Annotated in this window: 19 protein-coding genes and 1 tRNA gene; 7 read left to right on the forward strand and 13 right to left on the reverse strand. The window is 71.2% G+C overall.

The window, feature by feature from the left end; genetic code table 11:
- Window positions 1-101: 101 nt before the first annotated feature.
- The 4 genes from AB0B94_RS25105 to AB0B94_RS25120 are packed head-to-tail and all read right to left on the reverse strand — an operon-like array spanning window position 102 to window position 3,629.
- Window positions 102-1,115 (reverse strand): hypothetical protein, encoded by a 1,014-nt coding sequence (locus AB0B94_RS25105; protein WP_357285001.1) that lies wholly within the window; start codon window positions 1,113-1,115, stop codon window positions 102-104.
- The gene (locus tag AB0B94_RS25110; RefSeq protein WP_357285004.1) at window positions 1,112-1,459 is read right to left on the reverse strand and encodes a PadR family transcriptional regulator; all 348 of its coding nucleotides are present in this window, start codon (window positions 1,457-1,459) and stop codon (window positions 1,112-1,114) included. The genes AB0B94_RS25105 and AB0B94_RS25110 overlap by 4 nt, the downstream gene beginning before the upstream one ends.
- A 53-nt stretch (window positions 1,460-1,512) precedes the next feature.
- A complete protein-coding gene (locus tag AB0B94_RS25115; RefSeq protein WP_357285007.1) occupies window positions 1,513-2,691 on the reverse strand; it encodes a hypothetical protein in 1,179 nt (392 codons plus the stop codon).
- On the reverse strand, window positions 2,688-3,629 hold the full coding sequence (locus AB0B94_RS25120) for a transporter substrate-binding domain-containing protein (RefSeq protein ID WP_357285010.1): 942 nt from the start codon (window positions 3,627-3,629) through the stop codon (window positions 2,688-2,690). The genes AB0B94_RS25115 and AB0B94_RS25120 overlap by 4 nt, the downstream gene beginning before the upstream one ends.
- Before the next feature lie 168 nt (window positions 3,630-3,797).
- Here AB0B94_RS25120 and AB0B94_RS25125 point away from each other — a divergent pair, with 168 nt between their 5' ends.
- Window positions 3,798-4,139, forward strand: coding sequence for a hypothetical protein (locus AB0B94_RS25125; RefSeq protein ID WP_357285013.1), 342 nt, complete (start codon window positions 3,798-3,800; stop codon window positions 4,137-4,139).
- On the opposite strand, the gene AB0B94_RS25130 is transcribed toward AB0B94_RS25125, so the two are convergent.
- The 7 genes from AB0B94_RS25130 to AB0B94_RS25160 form a co-directional block, all read right to left on the reverse strand.
- On the reverse strand, window positions 4,126-5,622 hold the full coding sequence (locus AB0B94_RS25130; protein ID WP_357285017.1) for a serine/threonine-protein kinase: 1,497 nt from the start codon (window positions 5,620-5,622) through the stop codon (window positions 4,126-4,128). The two genes, AB0B94_RS25125 and AB0B94_RS25130, sit on opposite strands and share 14 nt — an antisense overlap.
- Before the next feature lie 30 nt (window positions 5,623-5,652).
- On the reverse strand, window positions 5,653-6,156 hold the full coding sequence (locus tag AB0B94_RS25135; RefSeq protein WP_354940006.1) for a hypothetical protein: 504 nt from the start codon (window positions 6,154-6,156) through the stop codon (window positions 5,653-5,655).
- Between the two features lie 203 nt (window positions 6,157-6,359).
- Window positions 6,360-10,010, reverse strand: a complete 3,651-nt coding sequence (locus AB0B94_RS25140) for an adenylate/guanylate cyclase domain-containing protein (protein ID WP_357285021.1) — start codon at window positions 10,008-10,010, stop codon at window positions 6,360-6,362.
- Entirely contained in the window at window positions 10,007-10,843 is an 837-nt protein-coding gene (locus AB0B94_RS25145; RefSeq protein ID WP_357285026.1) for an MBL fold metallo-hydrolase, read from the reverse strand. Before AB0B94_RS25145 ends, AB0B94_RS25140 begins: the two co-directional genes overlap by 4 nt.
- 123 nt (window positions 10,844-10,966) lie before the next feature.
- On the reverse strand, window positions 10,967-11,428 hold the full coding sequence (locus tag AB0B94_RS25150; protein ID WP_357285030.1) for a RidA family protein: 462 nt from the start codon (window positions 11,426-11,428) through the stop codon (window positions 10,967-10,969).
- Window positions 11,425-11,580, reverse strand: coding sequence for a DUF4177 domain-containing protein (locus AB0B94_RS25155; protein WP_007466198.1), 156 nt, complete (start codon window positions 11,578-11,580; stop codon window positions 11,425-11,427). Before AB0B94_RS25155 ends, AB0B94_RS25150 begins: the two co-directional genes overlap by 4 nt.
- Before the next feature lie 44 nt (window positions 11,581-11,624).
- The gene (locus AB0B94_RS25160) at window positions 11,625-12,107 is read right to left on the reverse strand and encodes a hypothetical protein (protein ID WP_357285033.1); all 483 of its coding nucleotides are present in this window, start codon (window positions 12,105-12,107) and stop codon (window positions 11,625-11,627) included.
- Between the two features lie 626 nt (window positions 12,108-12,733).
- Here AB0B94_RS25160 and AB0B94_RS25165 point away from each other — a divergent pair.
- Genes AB0B94_RS25165 through AB0B94_RS25175 form a run of 3 tightly spaced genes read left to right on the forward strand, consistent with a single transcriptional unit; the run spans window position 12,734 to window position 15,470 of the window.
- Complete coding sequence (locus tag AB0B94_RS25165) at window positions 12,734-13,261, forward strand: hypothetical protein (protein ID WP_357285265.1); 528 nt, start codon at window positions 12,734-12,736, stop codon at window positions 13,259-13,261.
- Window positions 13,262-13,287: 26 nt separating this feature from the next.
- Window positions 13,288-14,265 carry an ArsA-related P-loop ATPase gene (locus tag AB0B94_RS25170; RefSeq protein WP_357285036.1) on the forward strand — a complete coding sequence of 326 codons (978 nt, stop codon included), beginning with the start codon at window positions 13,288-13,290 and terminating at the stop codon, window positions 14,263-14,265.
- Between the two features lie 53 nt (window positions 14,266-14,318).
- Window positions 14,319-15,470, forward strand: coding sequence for an ArsA-related P-loop ATPase (locus AB0B94_RS25175; RefSeq protein ID WP_357285040.1), 1,152 nt, complete (start codon window positions 14,319-14,321; stop codon window positions 15,468-15,470).
- A gap of 6 nt (window positions 15,471-15,476) precedes the next feature.
- Here the strand turns inward: AB0B94_RS25175 and AB0B94_RS25180 are convergent, their stop codons facing one another.
- On the reverse strand, window positions 15,477-15,797 hold the full coding sequence (locus tag AB0B94_RS25180) for a WhiB family transcriptional regulator (RefSeq protein ID WP_030328078.1): 321 nt from the start codon (window positions 15,795-15,797) through the stop codon (window positions 15,477-15,479).
- 407 nt (window positions 15,798-16,204) lie between these two features.
- On the opposite strand from AB0B94_RS25180, the gene AB0B94_RS25185 reads away from it, so the two are divergent.
- A complete protein-coding gene (locus AB0B94_RS25185; protein WP_357285043.1) occupies window positions 16,205-18,622 on the forward strand; it encodes a transglycosylase domain-containing protein in 2,418 nt (805 codons plus the stop codon).
- 116 nt (window positions 18,623-18,738) lie between these two features.
- Here the strand turns inward: AB0B94_RS25185 and AB0B94_RS25190 are convergent, their stop codons facing one another.
- On the reverse strand, window positions 18,739-19,194 hold the full coding sequence (locus AB0B94_RS25190; RefSeq protein ID WP_357285046.1) for a GatB/YqeY domain-containing protein: 456 nt from the start codon (window positions 19,192-19,194) through the stop codon (window positions 18,739-18,741).
- Window positions 19,195-19,219: 25 nt separating this feature from the next.
- Here AB0B94_RS25190 and AB0B94_RS25195 point away from each other — a divergent pair, with 25 nt between their 5' ends.
- Both AB0B94_RS25195 and AB0B94_RS25200 read left to right on the forward strand, forming a co-directional pair.
- Entirely contained in the window at window positions 19,220-20,113 is an 894-nt protein-coding gene (locus tag AB0B94_RS25195) for a metallophosphoesterase (protein ID WP_357285049.1), read from the forward strand.
- Window positions 20,114-20,206: 93 nt separating this feature from the next.
- A tRNA-Pro gene (locus tag AB0B94_RS25200) sits at window positions 20,207-20,280 on the forward strand.
- Window positions 20,281-20,415 lie beyond the last annotated feature (135 nt).

Raw genomic sequence — 20,415 nt, forward strand, 5'->3', positions numbered from 1 at the left:
ACTCGGTTTCGTGGATTCCGGAGGGTCCGAGGGCCAGCGGACACCCCGACTTCCTGAAAACCGAGTCGATCTTTTGCTGCGGCTGACTGGCGCAGCCCTCCTCACCCCCCTTGGCTGCCCGGCCGCTCCCGGTGGTGCAGGATCGCCACGGCCACCGCGAAGAACAGCGTGGGCACCAGTGCCAGCACCAGCCACTGCGTCGGCGTGAGCGGGGCGAGGACACCGTCGTGGGTGGAACGCTCCCGGAACGTCCCCGCGGAGCCGAAGCCCACCCGGGTGAGCAGCAGCGTGACACCCACCGGAACCACCAGTGCGAGCAGGCGTCGCCGCAGCACCGCCGGCGTCGACAGGACGACAAGGGCGAAGAGCAGGTAGCCCGCCGTCAGCAGGATTGCCTCGATCCGACCGACGCCGACCGTGAAGACCCACGTGCCGTGAACCGGAGTCGTCGAGTCATCAGCACCAGTCACCTGGGCGATGCTCGGAGCACCGACGCTGACCAGCGTCGCCGCCGCCAGCGTGCCGAGCCGCCAGGGCGCGAGGGCAGCCGTCATGAAACGGGGAGCGCGGACGGCGAGCAGCAGCGGGACCATCGCGGCGAGCACGGCGGGCCAGAGATTGCGCACAGTGGAATATTGCCCGTAGTCCTCGGCGACCCGCACCACCTCGAACGCCGCGCAACAGACGGCGATCGCGGCTGCCGCCCGGCCCCAACCGAACACGGCCGACACCGCCACAGTGAGCCACAGCAGCGCCACGAGACCGACCGGCCAGAGGACAAACTTCTCTCCCAACCCCTCGGGATAGCTGTCCGCGAACATGGCCAGGTGCAGCACCGGAACGCGTGCGGCCCGCACGAACAGCATCAACGCGGCGATCAGGCCGAGCGCCTGCGCCGCCTCCCGCCACGCATCGCCCGAGAATCGGGCACCAGCCTGGCGGACATGCGCGTGCAACGCCCCGCCGAGCAGTGCGAGCACGTCTCGCGCCGCAGGCCTGCGCTGGCCCGGTGACGCGTCGTCCAGCAGCACACCAATCAGTTCGTCCTCGTACTGCCGGCGGTAGGCGCGGGGATAGCAGGCCAGCAGCGACCGGTAACCGTGTTCCAGCGTCACGCCGCACCGCCGTCGAAGATGAGGCCGGCACGGCGTAGTCGCACGCTCGCGGCGTCGGCGTTGCTGCGCAGACGCGCGGATTCCTCGGCCAGGCGACGTGCCCCTGCTGCTGTGAGTCGGTAGTACCGGCGCAATCTGGACTGCACCTGCTCCTCGCGCTCGATGTCGACGAGGCCCTCGGTTCGTAGCCGGTCGAGGGCTGCGTAGAGGGTGCCGGCGCGCAGGTCGACACGCCCGTCGGAGATTCGACGGACCTCGTCGAGGAGGGCGTACCCGTGCCGCGGGGCCTCGACGAGCGCGGTGAGGATCAGGTAGGTGGACTCGTGCATGGAAGCCTTCGCCATGGCCACAGCATATACAGTGCGACTGTATATACGGGAGTCGTACCCCGACGGCGTCAGGCTGGGGTACGGCAGGCGGCGTCGATGCGGTGCACCGGGCGGACCCGACGACCCATGCCCTCCAACAGGGAATCCTCGACGTGAAAGTCGTGGATGCGCAGTTGGTGGCGGGGCAACTCCTCCTCGCTGGGGCAGAGCACCTGGGCGCGGACCAGGCCGACCGGGACGTACCTGACGCCGCCCCGTTCCTGAAGGATCACCATGTTGACGTCGTCGGTGGTGACCACGTGCCCGCGTACGTCCTCGGTGGGCCCGCTCTCCGGGCCCACTGTGGTGACGGTCAGCGGCAACACCGGTGTGGTGATCACCGGCACCGCGGCCCAGATCAGGGTGGCGAGCACCGCCACCTCGGTCACCGACGCCAGCGGCCGGATCACCAGGCCCGGCAGTGGCCCCGCGATGAACAGGGCCAGCAGCGGGGGCACCACAATGAGCGCCAGCACCAGCCACTCGTCGCCCTGCCGCATCGCGTCGCGCATCGTGGGCAGCATCAGCCAGCCGTACCCGGCGAGCAGCGCGCCGATCAGCAGCAGCCGAGGCACCACCCGCTCGTGCAGCCGCGCCGGGCGCAGTTGGAACGCCGCCACGAACGCCGGCAACAGCAACGGCAGGTAGAGCAACGGCCAGGTGATCAGGGCGAGCAGGAAGCTGGCCAGCACCACCCAGGCCGGGGTGATGTCGGCCCAGCGGGCGAAGAGCGGGCGGCGACGGGTGCCCGGTGGAAGTCGATCCGCGCTGACGGCCAGCACCGCACCGAGCGCGAAGACAGCGACCAGACCGGTGGAGAGCAGCCGGGCGGCGGTGGTCAGGAAACCGGCGAGCAGGTTGACCGGCCCCACGTTGGCCACCAGCAGCAGCGTGGTCTGGAGTTCCCCGCCGGCCTCCACGCCCAGGCGGAGCACCGAGAAGATCGCCGGCACGCCCACCACTGCCGTCCAGAACGACTGGCTGGCGCGGGCGCGCCGCTCCGCCGGATCCCAGCGGACCCGCCCCGGCTCGACCTCGGCGACGACCGGCTCGGCCGGTTCGGCGACAGGCACTCCGGCCGGCCAGGCAACCTCACCGCCCGCGCCGGCCGCCGTGTCGTCGACTGTCGGCGAGTCGGCGGCGGGCACTGACGTGCGCGGCGGCGGGACCGGCCCGTCGCCGCTGGTGGCGGTCGGGGCCGCGCTCACTTCGCTGGCGCCTTGTCGTCGAAGTCGACAAGCTTCGGCACCTCCAGCGGCTGCGGCTGGCGCTTCTCGGCCTTCAGCCAGGGGCCCAGGGTCCGGTTGTACGCGGTCTGCCAGGGGCTGGCATCTCCGTCGCGCCCCTGCACGTAGCTCTTCTGCAGGAAGAACGCGACAAGGTCGCGCAGCGCGGGATCACCGATCGGCACGCCGATGCCCAGCAACTCGCTGGTGCCGAACGGCATGTCCACGATCTCGAACTCCTTGGGGAAGCTGGCCAGGAAACCGGCGAGGATCGACTCGTCGGAGCTGACCGCGTCGTACCGCCCCTTCCGGATGCCATCGACGCAGTCGCCGACGTCCTTGACGACGAACGTCTTGACCTGGTGTTTCTCCAACTCAGCCTCGGTGGTGGATCCGCCGCTGGTGCAGACCTTGTACGCCGGGTCGCGCAGATCCTCAATGGTGCGGATCTTGTCCTTGAGCCGCACCGGCACCATCACCTCCTGCGTGGTGACGAAGTACGGCCCGGCGAAGCTGACCAGTTGCTTACGGTCCTCGGTCATGGAGAAGCTGGACACCACCAGGTCCACGGTGCCGCCTTGCAGCGACGGAATGCGGTCCTCGGTGGCGACGGACACGAACTCCAGCCGCTGTTCCCCCTCGTAGCCGAGGGAGGCCGCTATGTACCTGGCGATCTCGACGTCGAACCCGACGTGCTGACCGTTTCGCAACTCACCCATCAGCGGCTCGTTCGTGGCGACACCGATCCGCAGCTTCGACTGACCGTAGATGTGTGTCTCACGCATCTTCTCCTGCACGGAGGGCAGGTCCGGTTCCTGCCTGCTGTCGCAACCGGCCGCGGCGGCGAGCACGAGGGTGAGAGCGACCGCCAGCGTCGATGCGACCGAGCGGAGCCGGGACTGCGAACTGCCTGGGTTCATGGGCGACCTCGCTACCGGAAGGGCCTGCGGAACACTGAGAGTAGCCGTTCTTGTCCAATCCGTGTGCGCGCGGTGGGTCCTGTCGAGTGGAGGGCTCGGATCGACGTCGATCGGCGCGGCGGTCGGCTCTGCGGTTGACAGCCGGCCTCGTCACGACATGCTGGACGGGTGAGCCGATTGTCCAGACCCGATGCGCGCACGGTGGCGGTGCTCGCGGCGCTGGGAGCCCTTGCGCCGCTGGTCATGCTGGTCGTGTGGCGCCGACAGGACCTCCTCGGCGTGGTCCTCGCGCTGCTCTGCGTGCTGATGACGATGGTCGCCGGGGTCGCGGTCTCCGCCGCCCGTCAGGTCGACGATCCGGAGCCGGCGGACCGGTCGGCAGTCCTCGGGCCGCCCGAGCTGATGCCGTACGGGATCGACGCGGACACTCTCGACGCCCTGGACCCCAGGGACGCGTTGCGTGCGGTGCGTGACCGCCGACGCGGGTCGAACGGGCTCAGCGGCCGGTGAGCGTGGGCGCGGAGAGCGCGTCCGCACCGCGCCCCGCCAGACACCGGTAGGTCCGGTCGATGCTGCCGTCGACCGGCGGTAGCACCTCCAGGTGCCAGCCGGTCGCCTCGGCGATTCCGGTGGTCAACCGGAACGTCTTGGCGCTGCACACCTGCCGCACCGGCTCGGCGGCGGCCACCTCGTCGTAGTCGGCGCCGACTAGCGACACCGGCAGGATGCCCTCGGCGTACGTCTCCCAGGTGTGTCGGCCGGCGCAGGACAGCCGAGCCGCCTCGGCGCGGCTGCCGCGGATCCGCATCGGGCCGAAGCACTCCAACTCGGGCAGGCAGCGGGCACCCTCGGGCAGGGCGGTGGGCGCACCGGTGCCGGTCGCGCAGCCGGGCAACGGCCCGGTCGCCGGTGCGGCGATCTGGGTGGCCGACGGGTACGGGGTGGGTGGTGGCGCCCGGTCGGCGACCCAGGCCCCGGCGGTGGCGGAAGCAGCGAGGGCGAGCACCCCGGCGCCGCCGAAGAGCCAGCGCCGCCACCGTCGACCGGCGGGGACGGTTCGCTGAGTGTCCTCGATGGGCGCTCGGGGCACCGGCTGGCTGGCCGCGTACGGGCCGGAGAGGGTCGCGGCACCGCTGACCGGAGCGCCGCTGACAGGTGCCGTCGGCGAGCCGAGTGGCAGATTGGTGAGCAGGTCGTGCAATTCCAGGGCGGAGGGACGCTCTCCCGGATCGTTCGCCATGCCGACGCGCAGCACGTCGATCAGCTCGTCGGGCACCCCGGGCAGGGCGGGGAGCGGCTGGTTGAACATCTCCAGCACTGTGACCAGGCTCGGGTTGCGCTCGGACTGCCAGCGCGGCGGCCGGCCGTGCATCACCGCGTAGAGGGTGGCGCAGAGCGCGTACACGTCGACGGCCGGTGACGGTGGGCTGTGGCTGAACATCTCCGGCGGCGCGTACGCCGGGGTGAGCACCTCCAGGGTGACCGAGGCGTCCCGGTGCTCGGCGAGGACGGCGAGCCCGAAGTCGGCGAGCACCGCCGAGTTGAAGTGCGAGTGCAGGATGTTTGCCGGTTTCACGTCCCGGTGCAGCACCCCGGCGGCGTGTGAGTGGGCCAGCGCGTCGGCGATCTTGATGCCGAGGTCGCGGGCCTCCACCGGGCCCAGCGGCGAGGTGCGCATCCGTTCGGCGTACGAGCCGTCGCACAGCTCCATGATCAGGTAGGGGTGCTGATCGACGGTGACCCCCACGTCGAAGAGGTCCACCACGTGCGGGTGGGACGACATCCGGCCGGCCGCCCGCGCCTCGCGCAGGAAGCGGGCCTGATCGCGCTCGCTGTCCAGCGTCCGGTTCTCCACTTTGACGGCGACCTCGCGACCCACCGAGATCTGGGTGGCCTGGTAGACGGTCGCGTACCCGCCCCGGGCAAAGACCCGCAAATCAGTCAGGCCGGGCACGATCGGCACTGGCAGGCCGCCGGTCGGGGTGTCGGTCACCGCTCGAAAATACCCAACCCGACCGATGGCTCAGCGCACCGCGTCCGCCGGAGCCGCACCGGCGGGACCGGTACCCTCCTCGGCGACCGCAGTCGTCCCGGCACCCTCGGACGATCCGACCCCGCCGGCCGGGATGCCCCGCCGGGCGTCCAGACGCAGACCGATGGCGGTGGCCACGGCGCCCAGCCCTTCCCACGCCGCCACCCCGAAGAACCGGTCGGGAGCGATGTCGGCCAGCACCGCGATGGTGAACACGGTGAACGTGACCAGCCGGAAGACCACCGTGAACCGGTAGAACGCCCGCCACTCGGTCACAGTGGCGAGCAGGTAGTAGACGCCCATGTTGAACGCCGCCATCGAGGACGCCAGCAGGAACGTCCCGGTGTGATCACCGACGGCCCGCGTCGCCGGCACCTCGAAGCCGAGCATGCGCAGCTGCGCCTCCGGCCAGAGCAGCCCAACCGCGCCCATCACCAGCGCCAACACGCCGAAGACCGCGATGGTCCAGCCCGCGATGGATCGCGGCAGCTTCATGAAGGGCCTCCCCAGGCACGGCGACGGTCACCACTGTGGACCCGTACGCGGTGGTGACACGCTAGCCGCTCCCCCCGACCAACCACATCCCCAGAACCGGCAAAACCTGCACCCCCTGCCACAAAGCCGTTGATCATGAAGTTATTGCCCTGCGCGTCGGCGTGTCGGGGCAATAACTTCATGATCAACGGCGACGAAGGGGGTTAGACCAGGGCGGTCAGGCGGGCGTGGAGGGCATCGGCTGCGGCGCGTTCGCTGCGTTGCTCGGTGGCGTACGCCAGACGGACCGCCTCCTGCGCGCAGGACAGCGCCTCCGCCGGACGACCGCAGGCAGCCAACGCCTCGGCCAGCACACTCGCCGCGATCACCTGACTGCGCACGTCCTCGGCCGGTGCGGTGACCGCTCGACGGGCCCAGTCCAACGCCTGCTCCCGCTGACCGTGCGCGAGCAGCGCCGCAGCGTACTGGGCCATCGTCTGGCGGCGGGAGAAGAGCAGCGAGGGTGCGTTCGCCGCCGCGGTGGCCACCGGGGCGAGCAGCCCGACCGCTGTCGCCGAGTCGCCGACGGCGAGACGGGCCGTCGCCAACAACACCCGGGGCGCCACCTGCGCCGGGGCCTGCGGGTTGTGCGGCTCCACGGCGGTCAGCACCGAACGGGCCACCCGCTCGGCCGTCTCGCAGTCACCCATGTCCAACGCGACGAAGCCACGCAGTGTCCCGGCCATCCCGGTGAGCAGCGGATGCGAGGTGCGCTCCGCGTACGCCAGGGCGTCGGTGAGCAGGTCCGCCGCGTGCTCCGGCTCGCCCAGGCCGCGCGCCACCACCGCCCGGACCACCAGGGCGAACCCGCGCCCCCAGTCGTCGGAGGCGGCGGCGAACTCCCGGTACGCCCGCCGGGCCTCCCGGTCCGCCTCGGCCAGGTCACCCAGCTCGGCCGTGGCGAACGCCGCCACAGCGCGCAACGTGCCCACCGCCCACGCCTCACCGACCCGCTCGCCGAACGGCAGGAACACCTGCGCCATCCGACACGCCTCGCGCAGCCGACCGGCGAGCAGCCGGGCGAAGGCCGTCGTGCCGCGCAGCCAGGCCCGCCCGTACGGGTCCTTCAGCTCGGCGAAGAGCCGGGCGGCCCGGCCGAGCACCGCGTCGGTGCCGGCGAAGTCACCCCGGGTGGTGGTCACCCAGGCCAGGTTCTGCAGGGACCACGCCTGCCCGCGTCGATCCTGCGCGCCGAGGCTGACCTGGTACGCGGCCGCCAACCGGCTGCTCGCCTGACTCAGCCGCCCCGCCACGAAATCGGCCATGCCGAGTCGGCGCATCGCCGTGGCGCGCTGTGTGGGCAGCCGCCCCTCGGTGGCCACCTGCAACGCCTCCTGCCAGGCGGTCACCGCCCGGCCCTGGTCACCGAGGGTCTCCTGGGCCTGCCCCGCCAGCAGCAGAGCACTGACCCGGGTCGCCTCGTCCCCCGCGTTCGCGGCGATCTTCTCGGCGTACGCCAACGCGTCGCCGACCCGGCCGACCTGGAGCAACGCCCGAGCGTGCACCACCCGATCGGCTGCCGGCACCCCGTCGCGGGCCAGTTCGGTGGCGCGCTCGGCGTACTCGACGGCCATTGCCGGCTCACCGGCCGACAGCGACCGGCGGGCGGCCCGACCGAGCGCGGCGATGCCGAGCGGAACCACCGCCCGGGCCGGCGCGTCCGGGCGCAGCTTCACCGCGTCGGCGAGCGTGGCGGCCCGCTCGACGTGCGTCGCCACGAAGTCGTCCCGGGCCTCGTCGGTGAACCCGCCCACCGTGCTGACAGTGGTCTCGTCCAGCGGCGCCGCCCAGCGGGCCAACGCGGCGTGCCGCTCGGCCAACTCGGCCTTGCTCACCCCGGCGTACGCGGCCTCCCGCATGAGCGGTGTCGCGAACGCGTAGCCGGCACGCGAGCGGTGCAGCATCCGACGTTGCAGCAACTCCTCGACCGCCCGGTCGAGCTCGACGGCGACCACTGCCGACGGCCGCCCGTCGCGGCCACCGCGCTGCTCCCGCATCGCCTCCAGGGCACCGGTCGGCACCGTGTCACCGGTGACCGCCGCGTCGCGCAGCACCGAACGGGCGTCCGGCGGCAGCGCGTCGATCCGGGCCGCGAGCACGGCGGCGAGGTCCCGGGAGAGCAGCCGGCTGCCCAGCGAACCCGGCACCAGACGCCAGCCCGCCGACCCCCCGCTCGGCTCCCGCTCGCCGGAGCCGGGCCGCTCCGCCGCGGCACCCCGCGCTGACGCGGCGCCGCGCACCGACTCGGTGGTGAGCGCGCCCCGCTCGATCAGCAGGGTGACCAGCTCAGCCAGGTAGAACGGATTGCCCTGCGCGGTGGCGAGCAACCGGTCGGCGTCGGCCTGTGGCAGCTTGCCGCCGCCGAGGTAACTGGTGAGCAGCCGGGCCGCGTCGGCACCGCGCAGCGGCGGCAGCGAGTGCACCTCGGCGTCCGCGACCCGGGTCAGCGCGCCGGCGGTACGCACCAACTCGGGGCGGCCGAGCAGCAGCACCAGCACCGGGCCGGTGAGCCTGGACAGGGTCAACCCGAGGGCACTGATCGTCTCGGCGGTGGCATCGTGCAGGTCGTCCACAACGATCACCAGCGGTGCCTCCGAGGCCAGCCCGCTGAGCAGGTCAGCGACCGCGTTGGGCACCACCTCGGCATCTGCGGCCGGAGTGCCCGACCCGCCCCACTCGCCGCTGTCGGTGCCGCCGTGCGCCGGGAGTTCGGCGTAGCCGAGCAGGGCGAGCAGCTGCTCGGTGGCGATCGGCGCGGTCTCCGCACCGGAGCGGGCGAGCCGCTGCCCGAGCCGGCGCAGCCGCTCCTCGACGGCCGGGCGGGTCAGCGCGGTGGACGCGTCGCTGGGCAGACCGACGGCGGCCCGCACCAGATCGGCCAGTGGGGCGAGCCGTCGCCGCTCCCCGAACGCGGCACAGCGCACCGAGAGCACCCGGGCTCCGGTGTGCGCCGCGTACCGGCCGGCACCGACGTCGTAACCGGCGGCGAGGCGCTCCACCTCTGCGGCGAACCGGGACTTGCCGATACCCGCCTCGGCGGTCATCAGCAGCACCCGTGGGTCACCCTGGTCGATGACCTCGGCGAGCCGGCCGGCGACCCGGCCGATCTCGGTCTCCCGACCGACGTACGGCGCCTCGTCGCCGAGCCCCGAGCGGGTGCCCGGCGCGTCCAGCAGACCCAGCAGCTCGTACGCCTCGACCGGCTCACGCTTGCCCTTGAGCCGCAGCGGGCGCAGCGCCCGCCAGGAAGCGACGTGCCTGGTGGCCGCGGCGGTGCGTCCACCGGCATAGACGGCCCCGACCGCTGCGGCGTCGGCGAGCCGGGCCGCGGTGTTCACCGTGTCGCCGATGACCGTGTACTCGATGGCGGCCTGGATGCCCGCGATGACGTCGCCGGTGTTAAGCCCGACCCGCAGCCCGAGCGGCGCGCCGCCACCCCGCTCGTCGTCGAGCACCCGGCGGACGGCCCGTTGCATGGACAGCGCGGCCCGGACGGCGCGTTCGGCGTCGTCCTCGTGGGCAACGGGGGCGCCGAAGACGGCCATGATGCCGTCCCCCGTCAGCTTGTCGACGTGCCCGCCGAACGTCTTCACCGCACCGGCGAGGGCGGCGAGCACCCGGTCGGTGACAGCGCCGACGCGTTCCGGGTCGAGATCCTCCGACCAGGAAGTGAACTCGGAGAGGTCACCGAAGAGCACTGTGACCACCCGACGCTCGGCCGCCGGCAACGTTGCGGCGGCCGGCAGCGCGGCACCGCAGTTGTGGCAGAACCGCGCGCCGGGAACGGCAACGGTTCCACACACGGGGCAGGTCACATGTGCTCCAACCCACTGACCCCGGGCGCGGATTCCCCGGTGTCGACGCCCAGATACTCCAGCTGGGCCCGGACCGACCATTCGGCCGCCCACCAGAGTGAGCGGTCCACGTCCGCGTAGACGGTCGCCACCACGTCGGCGGGGGTGTGGGCGCCGCCGGCCACCGCCGCCCGGACCTGGTCGAGCCGGGCCCGGCGGTGGGCAAGGTAGAAGTCGGCGGCGGCGGCGCAGTCGGCCAGTGCCGGGCCGTGTCCAGGCAGCGCCGGGATCCCCCGGTACGCGGACAGCAGCTCGAGGCTGCTCAGGTAGTCGCCGAGGTGACCGTCGGGGTGGGCGACCACCGTGGTGCCCCGGCCGAGGATCGTGTCACCGGTGAGCACCACCCGCTCGTCGCCGTGCTCGACCAGGAAGCAGACCGAGTCGGCGGTGTGCCCTGGCGTCTGCAACAGACTGATCTGCAGACCGAAGCCGCCGAAGTGCTCGCCCGGTTCGGTCAGCGGCTCGCCACCGATGGTGTGCGCCGGGTCGACGGCGAGCACGTGCACGCCGCCGAGCAGCTCACTCAGCCGGGCCGCGCCCTCGGTGTGGTCGGGGTGGCCGTGGGTGATCAGGATCAGCCCGATCGGGCCGTGCTCGGCGATCCCGGTCAGGTGCCCCTCGTCCGCCGGCCCAGGGTCGACCACGACGGCGTACTCGGCTGCCGGGGCGCGCAGCACCCAGGTGTTGGTGCCGTCGAGGGTCATCGGCCCCGGGTTCGGCGCACGCAGCAGTGAAACCCAGCGGGGCAACTTGTCGGCAAGCGCCGCCACCGCCCCCGTCACGTGCCCGCTCATGGCTGCGATCGTACGACCCCGCCCGCCACACCCCACGATCTTGCACTTGCCGCCCCTGATTCATCCCCGTTCAGGGCTTTCGTCCGAGCGGAAAGTGCAAGATCGCGGGGCGCTGGGGACGCGTCAGGCGACCTCGACGATCAGCTCGATCTCCACCGGGGCGTCCAGGGGCAGCTCGGCCACACCCACGGCGCTGCGCGCGTGCCGGCCGGCCTCCCCGAAGACGGTGCCGAAGAGGTCGGAAGCACCGTTGATCACGGCGGGCTGACCGGTGAAGCCGGGCGCGGAGGCCACGAAACCGGTCACCTTGACCACCTTGATCACGTTCTCCAGGCCGACCAGCGAGTCGACAGCGGCCAGCGCGTTGAGCGCACACCGCTGGGCCAAATCCTTCGCCTGCTCGGCGGAGATGCCGGCGCCGACCTTGCCGGTCGCGAGCAGCTTGCCCTCGGCCATCGGCAACTGACCGGAAACGTAGACGTGCTGCCCGGACTGCACGGCCGGGACGTAACTGGCCACCGGCGGCACGACCTCGGGCAGTTCGAGACCCAGCTCGGCGAGCTTCGCGTGCGGACCGTTGCTCACGCCTTGGGCCGCTTCAGGTAGGCGACCAGCTGGTCCGGGTTCGGGCCGGGGACCACGGCGACGAGCTCCCACCCGTCCTCGCCCCAGTTGTCGAGGATCTGCTTGGTCGCGTGGACCAGCAGCGGGACCGTGGAGTATTCCCACTTCTGCATCGCTGAAGGGCTCCCTCTCGGTGCGGAATTGTTCGAGGGACAGCCTACGGTCCGCTGGCCGGACGAGGTACGGGACGCTGCTCCGGCGCGGCCGGCAGCTCCCCGCAGCGCCCTTCGTGCTCGTACCCCTGGGGGCAGCGGGACCGGTCGGACAGCAGCAGGTCACAGAAGACCCGGTGCCGGTTGTTCTGATCGTCGGCGTTGGAGACTGTGGTCTCACCGGCGTCCAACTCGGGCAGGAAGCCCAGCGACACCGCGACCCGGCCGGCCAGCACGGTCGCCGCCGCCAGACTGGGCACCCGGATCGGCAGGTGGATGACGAAGCCGGGCTCGTCGTCCTCGCGGGTCCGCTCGGCGGGCTGGCTCGGCACCCGAGCCGTCTCCGCCTGCTCCGGCTGCCGGCGGTACGACCGTTCGTTGATCGGCTGGCTGGTGACCTGCCCGCCGGCCTCGACCACTGACCCGCTCCGGCGGGGCCGGTCGTTCGTCGGGAACTGGGTGCGAGGGATGTTGTCCGCGTCGCGCATGCACTGCCTCCGGTCGTACCTCTCGGACCATGCTTCCGGCCCGGACCCATTCGTCCGTTCCGGCCCCCGCACCGGGACGAAGGTAGGTCTGTGGCTGCGGTCCCGCCAACAGGACGCGCACAAGAGGTCACCAACAGTCACATATGCGACACACCGCAGGTCGGGGGGCCGACACCGAAACCGACGCGGGTACCGCTCACCGGATCGCTGGGCCGCTCGACAGGCAGGGGCGACACCGATCCGGTCATCGACCGCTACCCTTCCGGTCGGACGGTCGCGCAGCGCCCGGCCGCCCGCTCGATCACGCTCGGCGCCAGGGGTGGCGGCGGGCGCCGCACCCCTGGGGGAACGACATGACCCACCCGCCCAGCGGCGACCAGGCCGGCACACCCGCTCACCCGCCGGCCCACCCGGATCCCGCCGGTCAGCCCGCGCCGACCATCCCCAGCCAGCCGACCCCCGCTCCGTCGTCCGGGCAGCTCGCCCTCCCCGCCTCCCCCACCCAGCCGGCACTCTCCGCCGCCCCCACCTCACCGGCCTTCCCCGGGCAGCCCGGCGGCCCCGGGCAGCCAGCTTTCCCCGGGCAGCCGGAAGGGCCTGGCGGCCCCACCTCGACCGCCGCACCGATGCAGCCGGGCGCCCCGAACTCATCGTCGATCCCCCCGGCCCCGCCGGCCTATCCGCCCTACCCGGGCACGGCCACCGGGCCGAAGAAGAAGCGCGGTCTGCTGATCGCGGCGATCGCCCTGGTCGTGATCATGGTGCTCTGCGTTGGGGGTGGCGTGGTGGCCTTCCTGACCCTGCGCGATGCCGAGACCGGCGAGGGCGCCAAGGAACCGGCGGTCGCCGTCGACGAGTTCCTCACCGCGGTCTACAAGGATCGCGACGCGACAAAGGCGGCCGGTCGCGTCTGCGCCGCTTCCCGCGATGACGACAAGATCGCCGCGAAGGTGGCCGAGGTGGAGAAGTACGCCTCCACCTACCAGAACCCGCGCTTCCGGTGGACCACGCCGAAGGTGGACAACCAGACCGGGGAACGGGCCACCGTCTCCACCCGGCTCACCATGACCACCGCCGACGAGAAGGTGGCCGACCAGGAGTTGCGCTTCACTGTGGTGCAGAAGACGGGTTGGTGGGTCTGCGAGGTCGCCTGACCGGCAAGCCTGGATAGGCTCGACTGGTGTGTGCAGCTGAGCGTCCGATCGACCCGACCGGTACCGGATGGCCCGCCCGTCTCCACGTGGTGACCGGCAAGGGCGGCACCGGTAAGACCAGCGTGGCGGCGGCGCTGGCCCTGGCGCTCGCCGCCGGCGGCCGGCGCACCCTGCTGGTCGAGGTCGAGGGGCGGCAGGGCATCGCCCAGCTGTTCGGCATCGAGCCGCTGCCCTACGAGGAGCGGCACCTCGCCGACGCGCCGGACGGCGGTGAGGTGCGCGCGCTCGCTGTGGACGCCGAGGAGGCGCTGCTCGAGTACCTGGACATGTTCTACAAGCTCGGCGCGGCGGGCCGGGCACTACGCAAGCTCGGTGCCATCGACTTCGCCACCACCATCGCGCCCGGCCTGCGCGACGTCCTCCTCACCGGCAAGGTGAAGGAGGCCACCACCCGCACCACCGGGCAGCGGCGCGCGTACGACGCGGTGGTGCTGGACGCCCCGCCGACCGGGCGGATCGGCCGGTTCCTCAACGTGACGGCGGAGACCGCCCGGCTGGCCAAGGTGGGCCCGATCAAGACCCAGAGCGAGGGGGTCGCCGCGTTGCTGCGGTCCCCGATGACGGCGGTGCACGTGGTGACGTTGCTGGAGGAGATGCCGATCCAGGAGACGGTCGACGCGATCGCCGACCTGACCGCCCTCGGCTTCGGTGTCGGGAAGGTGCTCGTCAACGGAGTCCGACCTCCGCTGCCCGCCGGAGCGGCGGTCACCGCCGCCGAGTTGAAGCGCGGGCTGGTCGCCGCCGGGCTGTCGGCCGATCGGGACATGGTGGCCGGGTTGCACGATGAGGCGCGTGACCAGCTCATCCGGCGCGAACTGGAAGATTCGCTCCGCGCCGACCTGGTGGAGTTGGGGCTGCCGATGATCGAGCTGCCGTTGCTGCCCGACGGGGTGGATCGGGCGGGGCTCGCGACGCTGGCCCAGGCCCTCGTCCGCGCCGAATGACTCACACCTGAGCTCAGCACGGGCGCACGGACCCACTGGCCCGATACGCTCGATTGGTGCCTTCCGAAGACGCGGCGCCGCAGCTGGACGTCGACCAGATCCTCGCCGACCCGGGCGTGCGGATCGTCGTGTGCTGCGGTGCCGGCGGAGTGGGAAAGACGACCACCGCCGCGGCGCTGGCGCTGCGGGCCGCCGAGCACCACGGCCGCCGCACTGTGGTGCTCACCATCGACCCGGCCCGCCGGCTGGCCCAGTCGCTGGGCCTGACCGAGCTGGACAACACCCCTCGCCAGGTCAAGGGGATCGACGTCGAGAGCAGCGGCGGCGAGCTGCACGCCATGATGCTGGACATGAAGCGCACCTTCGACGACGTGGTGTTGCAGCACACCGACCCGACGAAGGCCGCGGAAATCTTCGCGAACCCGTTCTACCAGGCGATGAGCTCGACCTTCGCCGGCACGCAGGAATACATGGCAATGGAGAAGCTGGGCCAGTTGCACGCCCGGGGCGAGTGGGACCTGATCGTGGTGGACACCCCACCGTCCCGCTCGGCACTGGATTTCCTGGACGCGCCGGCTCGGCTCTCCCGTTTCCTCGACGGCCGGATGCTGCGACTGCTGCTGGCCCCTGCGCGCAGCGGCGGGCGGAGCATGTTCAGCCTGGTCACGGCCTCGTTCGGGATGTTCTCGAAGGTGGTGCAGAAGGTGCTCGGCGCGCAGTTGCTCACCGACCTGTCCGGCTTCGTGGCGGCACTGGATTCGATGTTCGGTGGTTTCCGGCAGCGCGCCGAGCAGACCTACCGCATCCTGCAGGCGCGGGAGACGGCCTTTCTCCTGGTGGCGACGCCCGAGCCGGACGCGGTCCGGGAGGCCGCCTACTTCGCGGGCCGGCTGCGGGACGAGCGGATGCCGCTGGCCGGCCTGGTGCTCAACCGGGTGCACCGTCCGGTGGTCCCTGAGCTGGACGCCGAGCAGAGCCGGGTGGCCGCAGAGCGGCTGACCCAGCTGGGTGGGCATGAGGCCACCGCCGACGTGCTGCGGGCGCACGCGGCGTTGGCTCGTCAGGCGGTACGCGAGCAGCAGGTCGCCGCGCGCTTCACCGAGGCGTTCCCTGCCGTGCCGGCGGTTTCGGTCACGGCGCAGCCCGCCGACGTGCACGACGTCGACGGGCTACGGACGATCGGCGCGGCGATCAGCCGGCCGTGACCGGCGTCAGTTGGCCGCGCTGACGAGAATCTTGTCCTTGCCGGCCTTGTCCTTGCTGTTCTTCTTCATCGCGGCCTCGAACATCTTGCGCCAGCTCGTCACCTGAGGATGACGACGCAGTAGCGCCCGCCGTTCGCGTTCGGTCATGCCGCCCCACACACCGAACTCGATCCGGTTGTCCAGCGCGTCGGCCAGGCACTCGTACCGAACTGGGCAGCTCCGGCAGATCCGCTTCGCCACGTTCTGTTCGGCACCCTGTACGAACAACGCGTCCGGGTCCCCGTTCTGACATGCCGCCAGTGACGGCCAGTCAGTGATCATGCCCATGTGTACACGTCCCCCCTTGCAGTACCTACCGACCTCGTCGATGCACGTCAGCCGGCAATTCCCCCCGATCGCCCGGCCTGCCTTCCCCAAGGCGGCACGGACGACATGTGGCGCTGTCGCCGCCCCCATCATGCTCTGTAGTCGACTGATTACGCAACGTTGTCGACGAAATCCATCATTCCGGACACTCCCGGCTTCCCGGGCCTTCGACCGCCGGTTACCCCGCCGAGGTCAGCGATAACGCTGCGCCGCCTCACTGAATCGGAGGAGACTCACGCCAGGTCACACGCAACCAAGCACCGGGGGTCGTGCGTTTAGCACAACGAGGGCAGCGCGCGCAGGAAATGGGGAAAGAACGCCCCAGCGCCCCTCGTTCCCTACTCGCGTACCCTGCTGAGGTGACCTGGATGCGGAAACGTGACCACAATGTGCTGACCAACGCCGCATCGCTAGCCGTGTGTGGCCTGCTGGCCGGCGTGGTGGTCGCTGCGGCGGCCTTCCCAGCGGTAGCGATGTCCGGCCTGGCCGCGAAGGCCGGCGCCGAGACATTCGGCGCCCTGCCCACGGAGCTGACGGTGGCCCGCGCGCCACAGATCAGCTACCTGCTGGCCTCGGACGGCAAGACACCGCTCGCGACGATGTACGACGAGAACCGACGGGACGTGAAGCTGCCCGACATCTCGGTACCCATGCAGAAGGCCATCATCGCGGCCGAAGACCATGACTTCTACAAACACAACGGCGTCGACATCAACGGTGTCGCCCGCGCGTTCGTCAACAACCAGAGCGAAGGCTCCGGCCGGCAGGGCGCCTCCACGCTGACGATGCAGTACGTCCGGCTGGCCATCGCCTACTCGGCCACCCACCCGGCGGACGTCGTCGCGGCCACCGAGGACACCAGCGCCCGCAAGCTGCGCGAGATGCGGTTGGCCCTCCAGGTCGACAAGGAATTCTCCAAGGACGAGATCCTCACCCGCTACCTCAACCTCGCCTCGTTCGGCAACGGCGCGTACGGCATCTACGCCGCCAGCCAGGTCTACTTCGGTAAGCCGCCGAGCAAGCTGAAGATCGAGGAAGCGGCGTTGCTGGCCGGCATGGTCAAGGCGCCGACGACGAACGATCCGACCACCGAACTCGGCTACCCGCTCGCGCTGGATCGGCGCAACTACGTCATCCAGAACATGGTCGACATCAAGGCCATCACCCAGCAGGAGGCGGACGCCGCCAAGGCGACCAAGCTGGTCGTGAAGGACAAGCGCACCCCGAACGGCTGCGTCGCCGCCAACGTCAACAGTTGGGGCTTCTTCTGCGACTACTTCTACCGCTGGTGGATGGATCAGGAGACATTCGGTTCGACCAGGTACGACCGGGAGCGCCGACTGAAGAGCGGCGGCTACAACGTCGTGACCTCGATCGACATCCAGGCGCAGCGCGCCGCGGACAAGGCGGTCCGTAAGTCGAAGAGCGAGAACAGCAAGGAAGCCGCGATGGTCGCGGTGGTCGAGCCGGGCACCGGCCGGGTGCGGGCGCTCGCGGTCAACAGGCAGTTCAAGCTCGACGACCCGAAGAACCCGAAGAACAAGATCTCCAGCGACCCCGCGAAGAGCAAGAAGAAGATTCGGGGCAATTACCCGGCGACCGTCAACCCGCTGCTCACCGGCGGCGACGGCATCACCGGCTACCAGGCCGGGTCGACGTTCAAGATGTTCACCATCGTCGCGGCGCTGGAAAAGGGCATCCCGCTCAGCCACACCATCAACGCGCCCAAGCAGTTCCGGTCGGAATACATCATCCGGCCCGGCCCGGCCGCCTGCCCGGGGACCAACCTCTACTGCCCCACCAACTCGACCGAGAGCATGGCCGGCGTACACAACATGTGGAGCGCGTTCGGCCGCTCGGTGAACACCTACTTCGTGCCGCTCCAGCAGCAGGTCGGCGCCGAGAACGTGGTCAAGGCCGCCAAGCGGCTGGGCATCAACTTCCGGTCCCAGGAGGACCTGGACCTCGAGAAGGGTGCCCACCAGTGGGGTGCCTTCACCCTGGGCGTCTCGCAGACCACCCCGCTGGACCTGGCCAACGCCTACGCCACCCTGGCCGCGGACGGCAAGTACTGCGAACCGATCCCGGTGCAGGAGATCCGCGACCCGGAGGGCAACAAGCTGGACATCGCGAACCCGCGCTGCGAGAAGCGGTTCAGCACCGAGGTGGCGCGCGCAGCGGTGGACGCGGCCCGGTGCCCGGTCGGTGACAAGTCGTCGTCGTCCCGGTGCACGGGGGCGACCGCCGGAAACGTCCGCGGCGACGTCGGTTACCCGGTGGCCGGCAAGTCCGGCACCACCGACTCGGAGAAGACCGCCGCGCTGGTCGCAATGACCAAGCAGTACGCGGTCGCCGGCATCATGGCCGACCCGGACTGGCCGCAGACCAATGTCGAGATGAAGCACGCGGAGAAGGACGGCATCAACCCGCCCGTGTGGGAGACGCTGCGGGATGCGATGAAGGGCAAACCGAAGGTCGACTTTGAGGCGCCGGGTCAGAAGATCTCCCAGGGTGACCAGCGCAGCATCCCCGACGTGAAGTGCGTTTCGGTGGAGCAGGCGAAGTCCCGGCTCAAGGGCGCCGGCTTCGAGCCGGTCGTCTCCAGCGCGAAGGTGCCGTCCTCCTGCAAGGCTGGCGACGCGGCCGGCACCAGCCCGGACGGACGCACGATCAAGGGTGGCGTGGTCACCATCGAGGTCAGCAGTGGCGGCGGCACGCCGGGCAACACCGACGGCAATCCGGGCGGCCAGCCCGGGGGCCGACCCGGTGGTCGCCCCGGCGGCTGAGCCGACGAGTAGGACACGACGGGCGGGCACCCTTCCTGGGTGCCCGCCCGTTCCGTCTGTTCGGACCGGCGAGCGGCTACGACAACCCGTCGTGCCGCGCCGCTGACCCCGCCGGGTCAGAGACCGAGCTGTCTGCGTACCTCGGCAGCCACCCGGCCACCCTCGGCCTGGCCCGCCACCGCGGCCTGGGCCGCCTTCATCGCCGGGCCCATCTGGGCCTTGCCGGTGAAGCCGCCGGCGGCGAGTGCCCCCGACACCAGCTCGGTCAGCTCGGCGTCCGAGAGCTGCTTGGGCAGGTAGCGGTCCAACACCTCACCCTCGGCGCTCTCCTTCGCGGCCTGCTCGGAGCGCCCGGCGTCGGCGAACGCGGTGGCCGCCTCCCGACGCTTCTTGGCTTCCTTGGTCAGCACCGCGAGCACCTCGTCATCGGTGAGCTCGCGCTTGGCCTTGCCGGCGACCTCGGCGGTGCCGACGGCGGCCAGGGCCATCCGCAGCGTGGAGGTGGTCAGCTCGTCGCGCGCCTTGAGCGCGGAACGCATGTCGGCAGTGAGGCGGTCCTTCAGCGTGCTCATGGACGGTCAAACTACCCTGAACGCCATGCGAAAGCGCACACTATTCCGGCTCGCCGCCGGAACCGCCACGATCGGCGCGGCCACCCTCGCGTACGCGTCGCTCATCGAGCGCAATATGTTCACCCTCCGGCGGTACGACGTGCCGGTGCTTCCGGCCGACGCGGAGCCGCTGCGCGTGCTGCACCTGTCGGACCTGCACATGATGCCCGACCAGGCGCGCAAGCAGCGCTGGGTGGCGTCGCTGGCCGCCCTCGACCCCGACCTGGTGGTGGTCACCGGCGACAACATGGCGCACCCGGGCGCGGTGCCCGGGGTGCTGCGGGCCCTGCAACCGCTGCTGGACTACCCGGGCGCGTTCGTGTTCGGCTCCAACGACTACACCGGGCCGGTGCTGAAGAACCCCTTCACCTACTTCCTGCCCGACCGGGAGTACACCGAGGGCGTCGACCTGCCCTACGAGGAGTTGCGTCAGGTCTTCACCGGCGCCGGTTGGGCGGACCTCAACAACGCCCGGACCATGGTGAAGGCTGGCGGTCGGCAGCTCGACCTGGTCGGCGTCGACGACCCGCACATCGACCGGGACGACTACCCCTCCGTTGCCGGCGCGGTGTCGTCCTCGGCTGACCTCTCCATCGCGCTGACCCACTCACCCGAGCCACGGGTGCTCGACCAGATGGCGGCGGACGGCTTCGGGCTGCTGCTGGCCGGGCACACCCACGGTGGTCAGGTCTGCGTACCCGGCTTCGGGGCGCTGGTGACCAACTGCGGCCTGCCCCGCTCGATGGCGCGCGGCCTGCACCGGTGGCCGGGCTCGGACTCCTGGCTGCACGTCTCCGCCGGCCTCGGCACCCACCCGACCGCCCCGATCCGTTTCGCCTGCCCCCCGGAGGCCAGCATCCTCACCCTCATCCCCCGCTGACCGCCCCCGCCTCGCCGACCTCGGCTACTGGGGGCGGCGGGGGTACCGAGTTTGACCATCGGGGCGGGTGGGCTACTATTTGTCGGCACGCCTCGGGGTGTGGCGCAGCTTGGTAGCGCGCTTCGTTCGGGACGAAGAGGTCGTCGGTTCGAATCCGGCCACCCCGACCGAGGTCAGAGGGCACATCCGATCCATGGATGTGCCCTCTGGTGCGTCCTGGGTGACCAACTGAGTGACCACGCCTCAGCAGCCGGCGCGAAGATGCGATCCATGAGCGCCGCGTCCTGGAGCGGCACCGGCGA

It is taken from the genome of Micromonospora sp. NPDC048986, assembly GCF_040649335.1.
GTDB lineage: Bacteria > Actinomycetota > Actinomycetes > Mycobacteriales > Micromonosporaceae > Micromonospora > Micromonospora alfalfae.

What these genes read in the sequence shown, in the direction of transcription:
- AB0B94_RS25110 (WP_357285004.1), bottom strand. Translation starts at nt 1,459, where the DNA reads ATGGCGAAGGCTTCCATGCACGAGTCCACCTACCTGATCCTCACCGCG.
- AB0B94_RS25120 (WP_357285010.1), bottom strand. Translation starts at nt 3,629, where the DNA reads ATGAACCCAGGCAGTTCGCAGTCCCGGCTCCGCTCGGTCGCATCGACG.
- AB0B94_RS25135 (WP_354940006.1), bottom strand. Translation starts at nt 6,156, where the DNA reads ATGAAGCTGCCGCGATCCATCGCGGGCTGGACCATCGCGGTCTTCGGC.
- AB0B94_RS25145 (WP_357285026.1), bottom strand. Translation starts at nt 10,843, where the DNA reads ATGAGCGGGCACGTGACGGGGGCGGTGGCGGCGCTTGCCGACAAGTTG.
- AB0B94_RS25155 (WP_007466198.1), bottom strand. Translation starts at nt 11,580, where the DNA reads ATGCAGAAGTGGGAATACTCCACGGTCCCGCTGCTGGTCCACGCGACC.
- AB0B94_RS25160 (WP_357285033.1), bottom strand. Translation starts at nt 12,107, where the DNA reads ATGCGCGACGCGGACAACATCCCTCGCACCCAGTTCCCGACGAACGAC.
- AB0B94_RS25165 (WP_357285265.1), top strand. Translation starts at nt 12,734, where the DNA reads ATGCAGCCGGGCGCCCCGAACTCATCGTCGATCCCCCCGGCCCCGCCG.
- AB0B94_RS25180 (WP_030328078.1), bottom strand. Translation starts at nt 15,797, where the DNA reads ATGGGCATGATCACTGACTGGCCGTCACTGGCGGCATGTCAGAACGGG.
- AB0B94_RS25185 (WP_357285043.1), top strand. Translation starts at nt 16,205, where the DNA reads ATGCGGAAACGTGACCACAATGTGCTGACCAACGCCGCATCGCTAGCC.
- AB0B94_RS25190 (WP_357285046.1), bottom strand. Translation starts at nt 19,194, where the DNA reads ATGAGCACGCTGAAGGACCGCCTCACTGCCGACATGCGTTCCGCGCTC.
- AB0B94_RS25195 (WP_357285049.1), top strand. Translation starts at nt 19,220, where the DNA reads ATGCGAAAGCGCACACTATTCCGGCTCGCCGCCGGAACCGCCACGATC.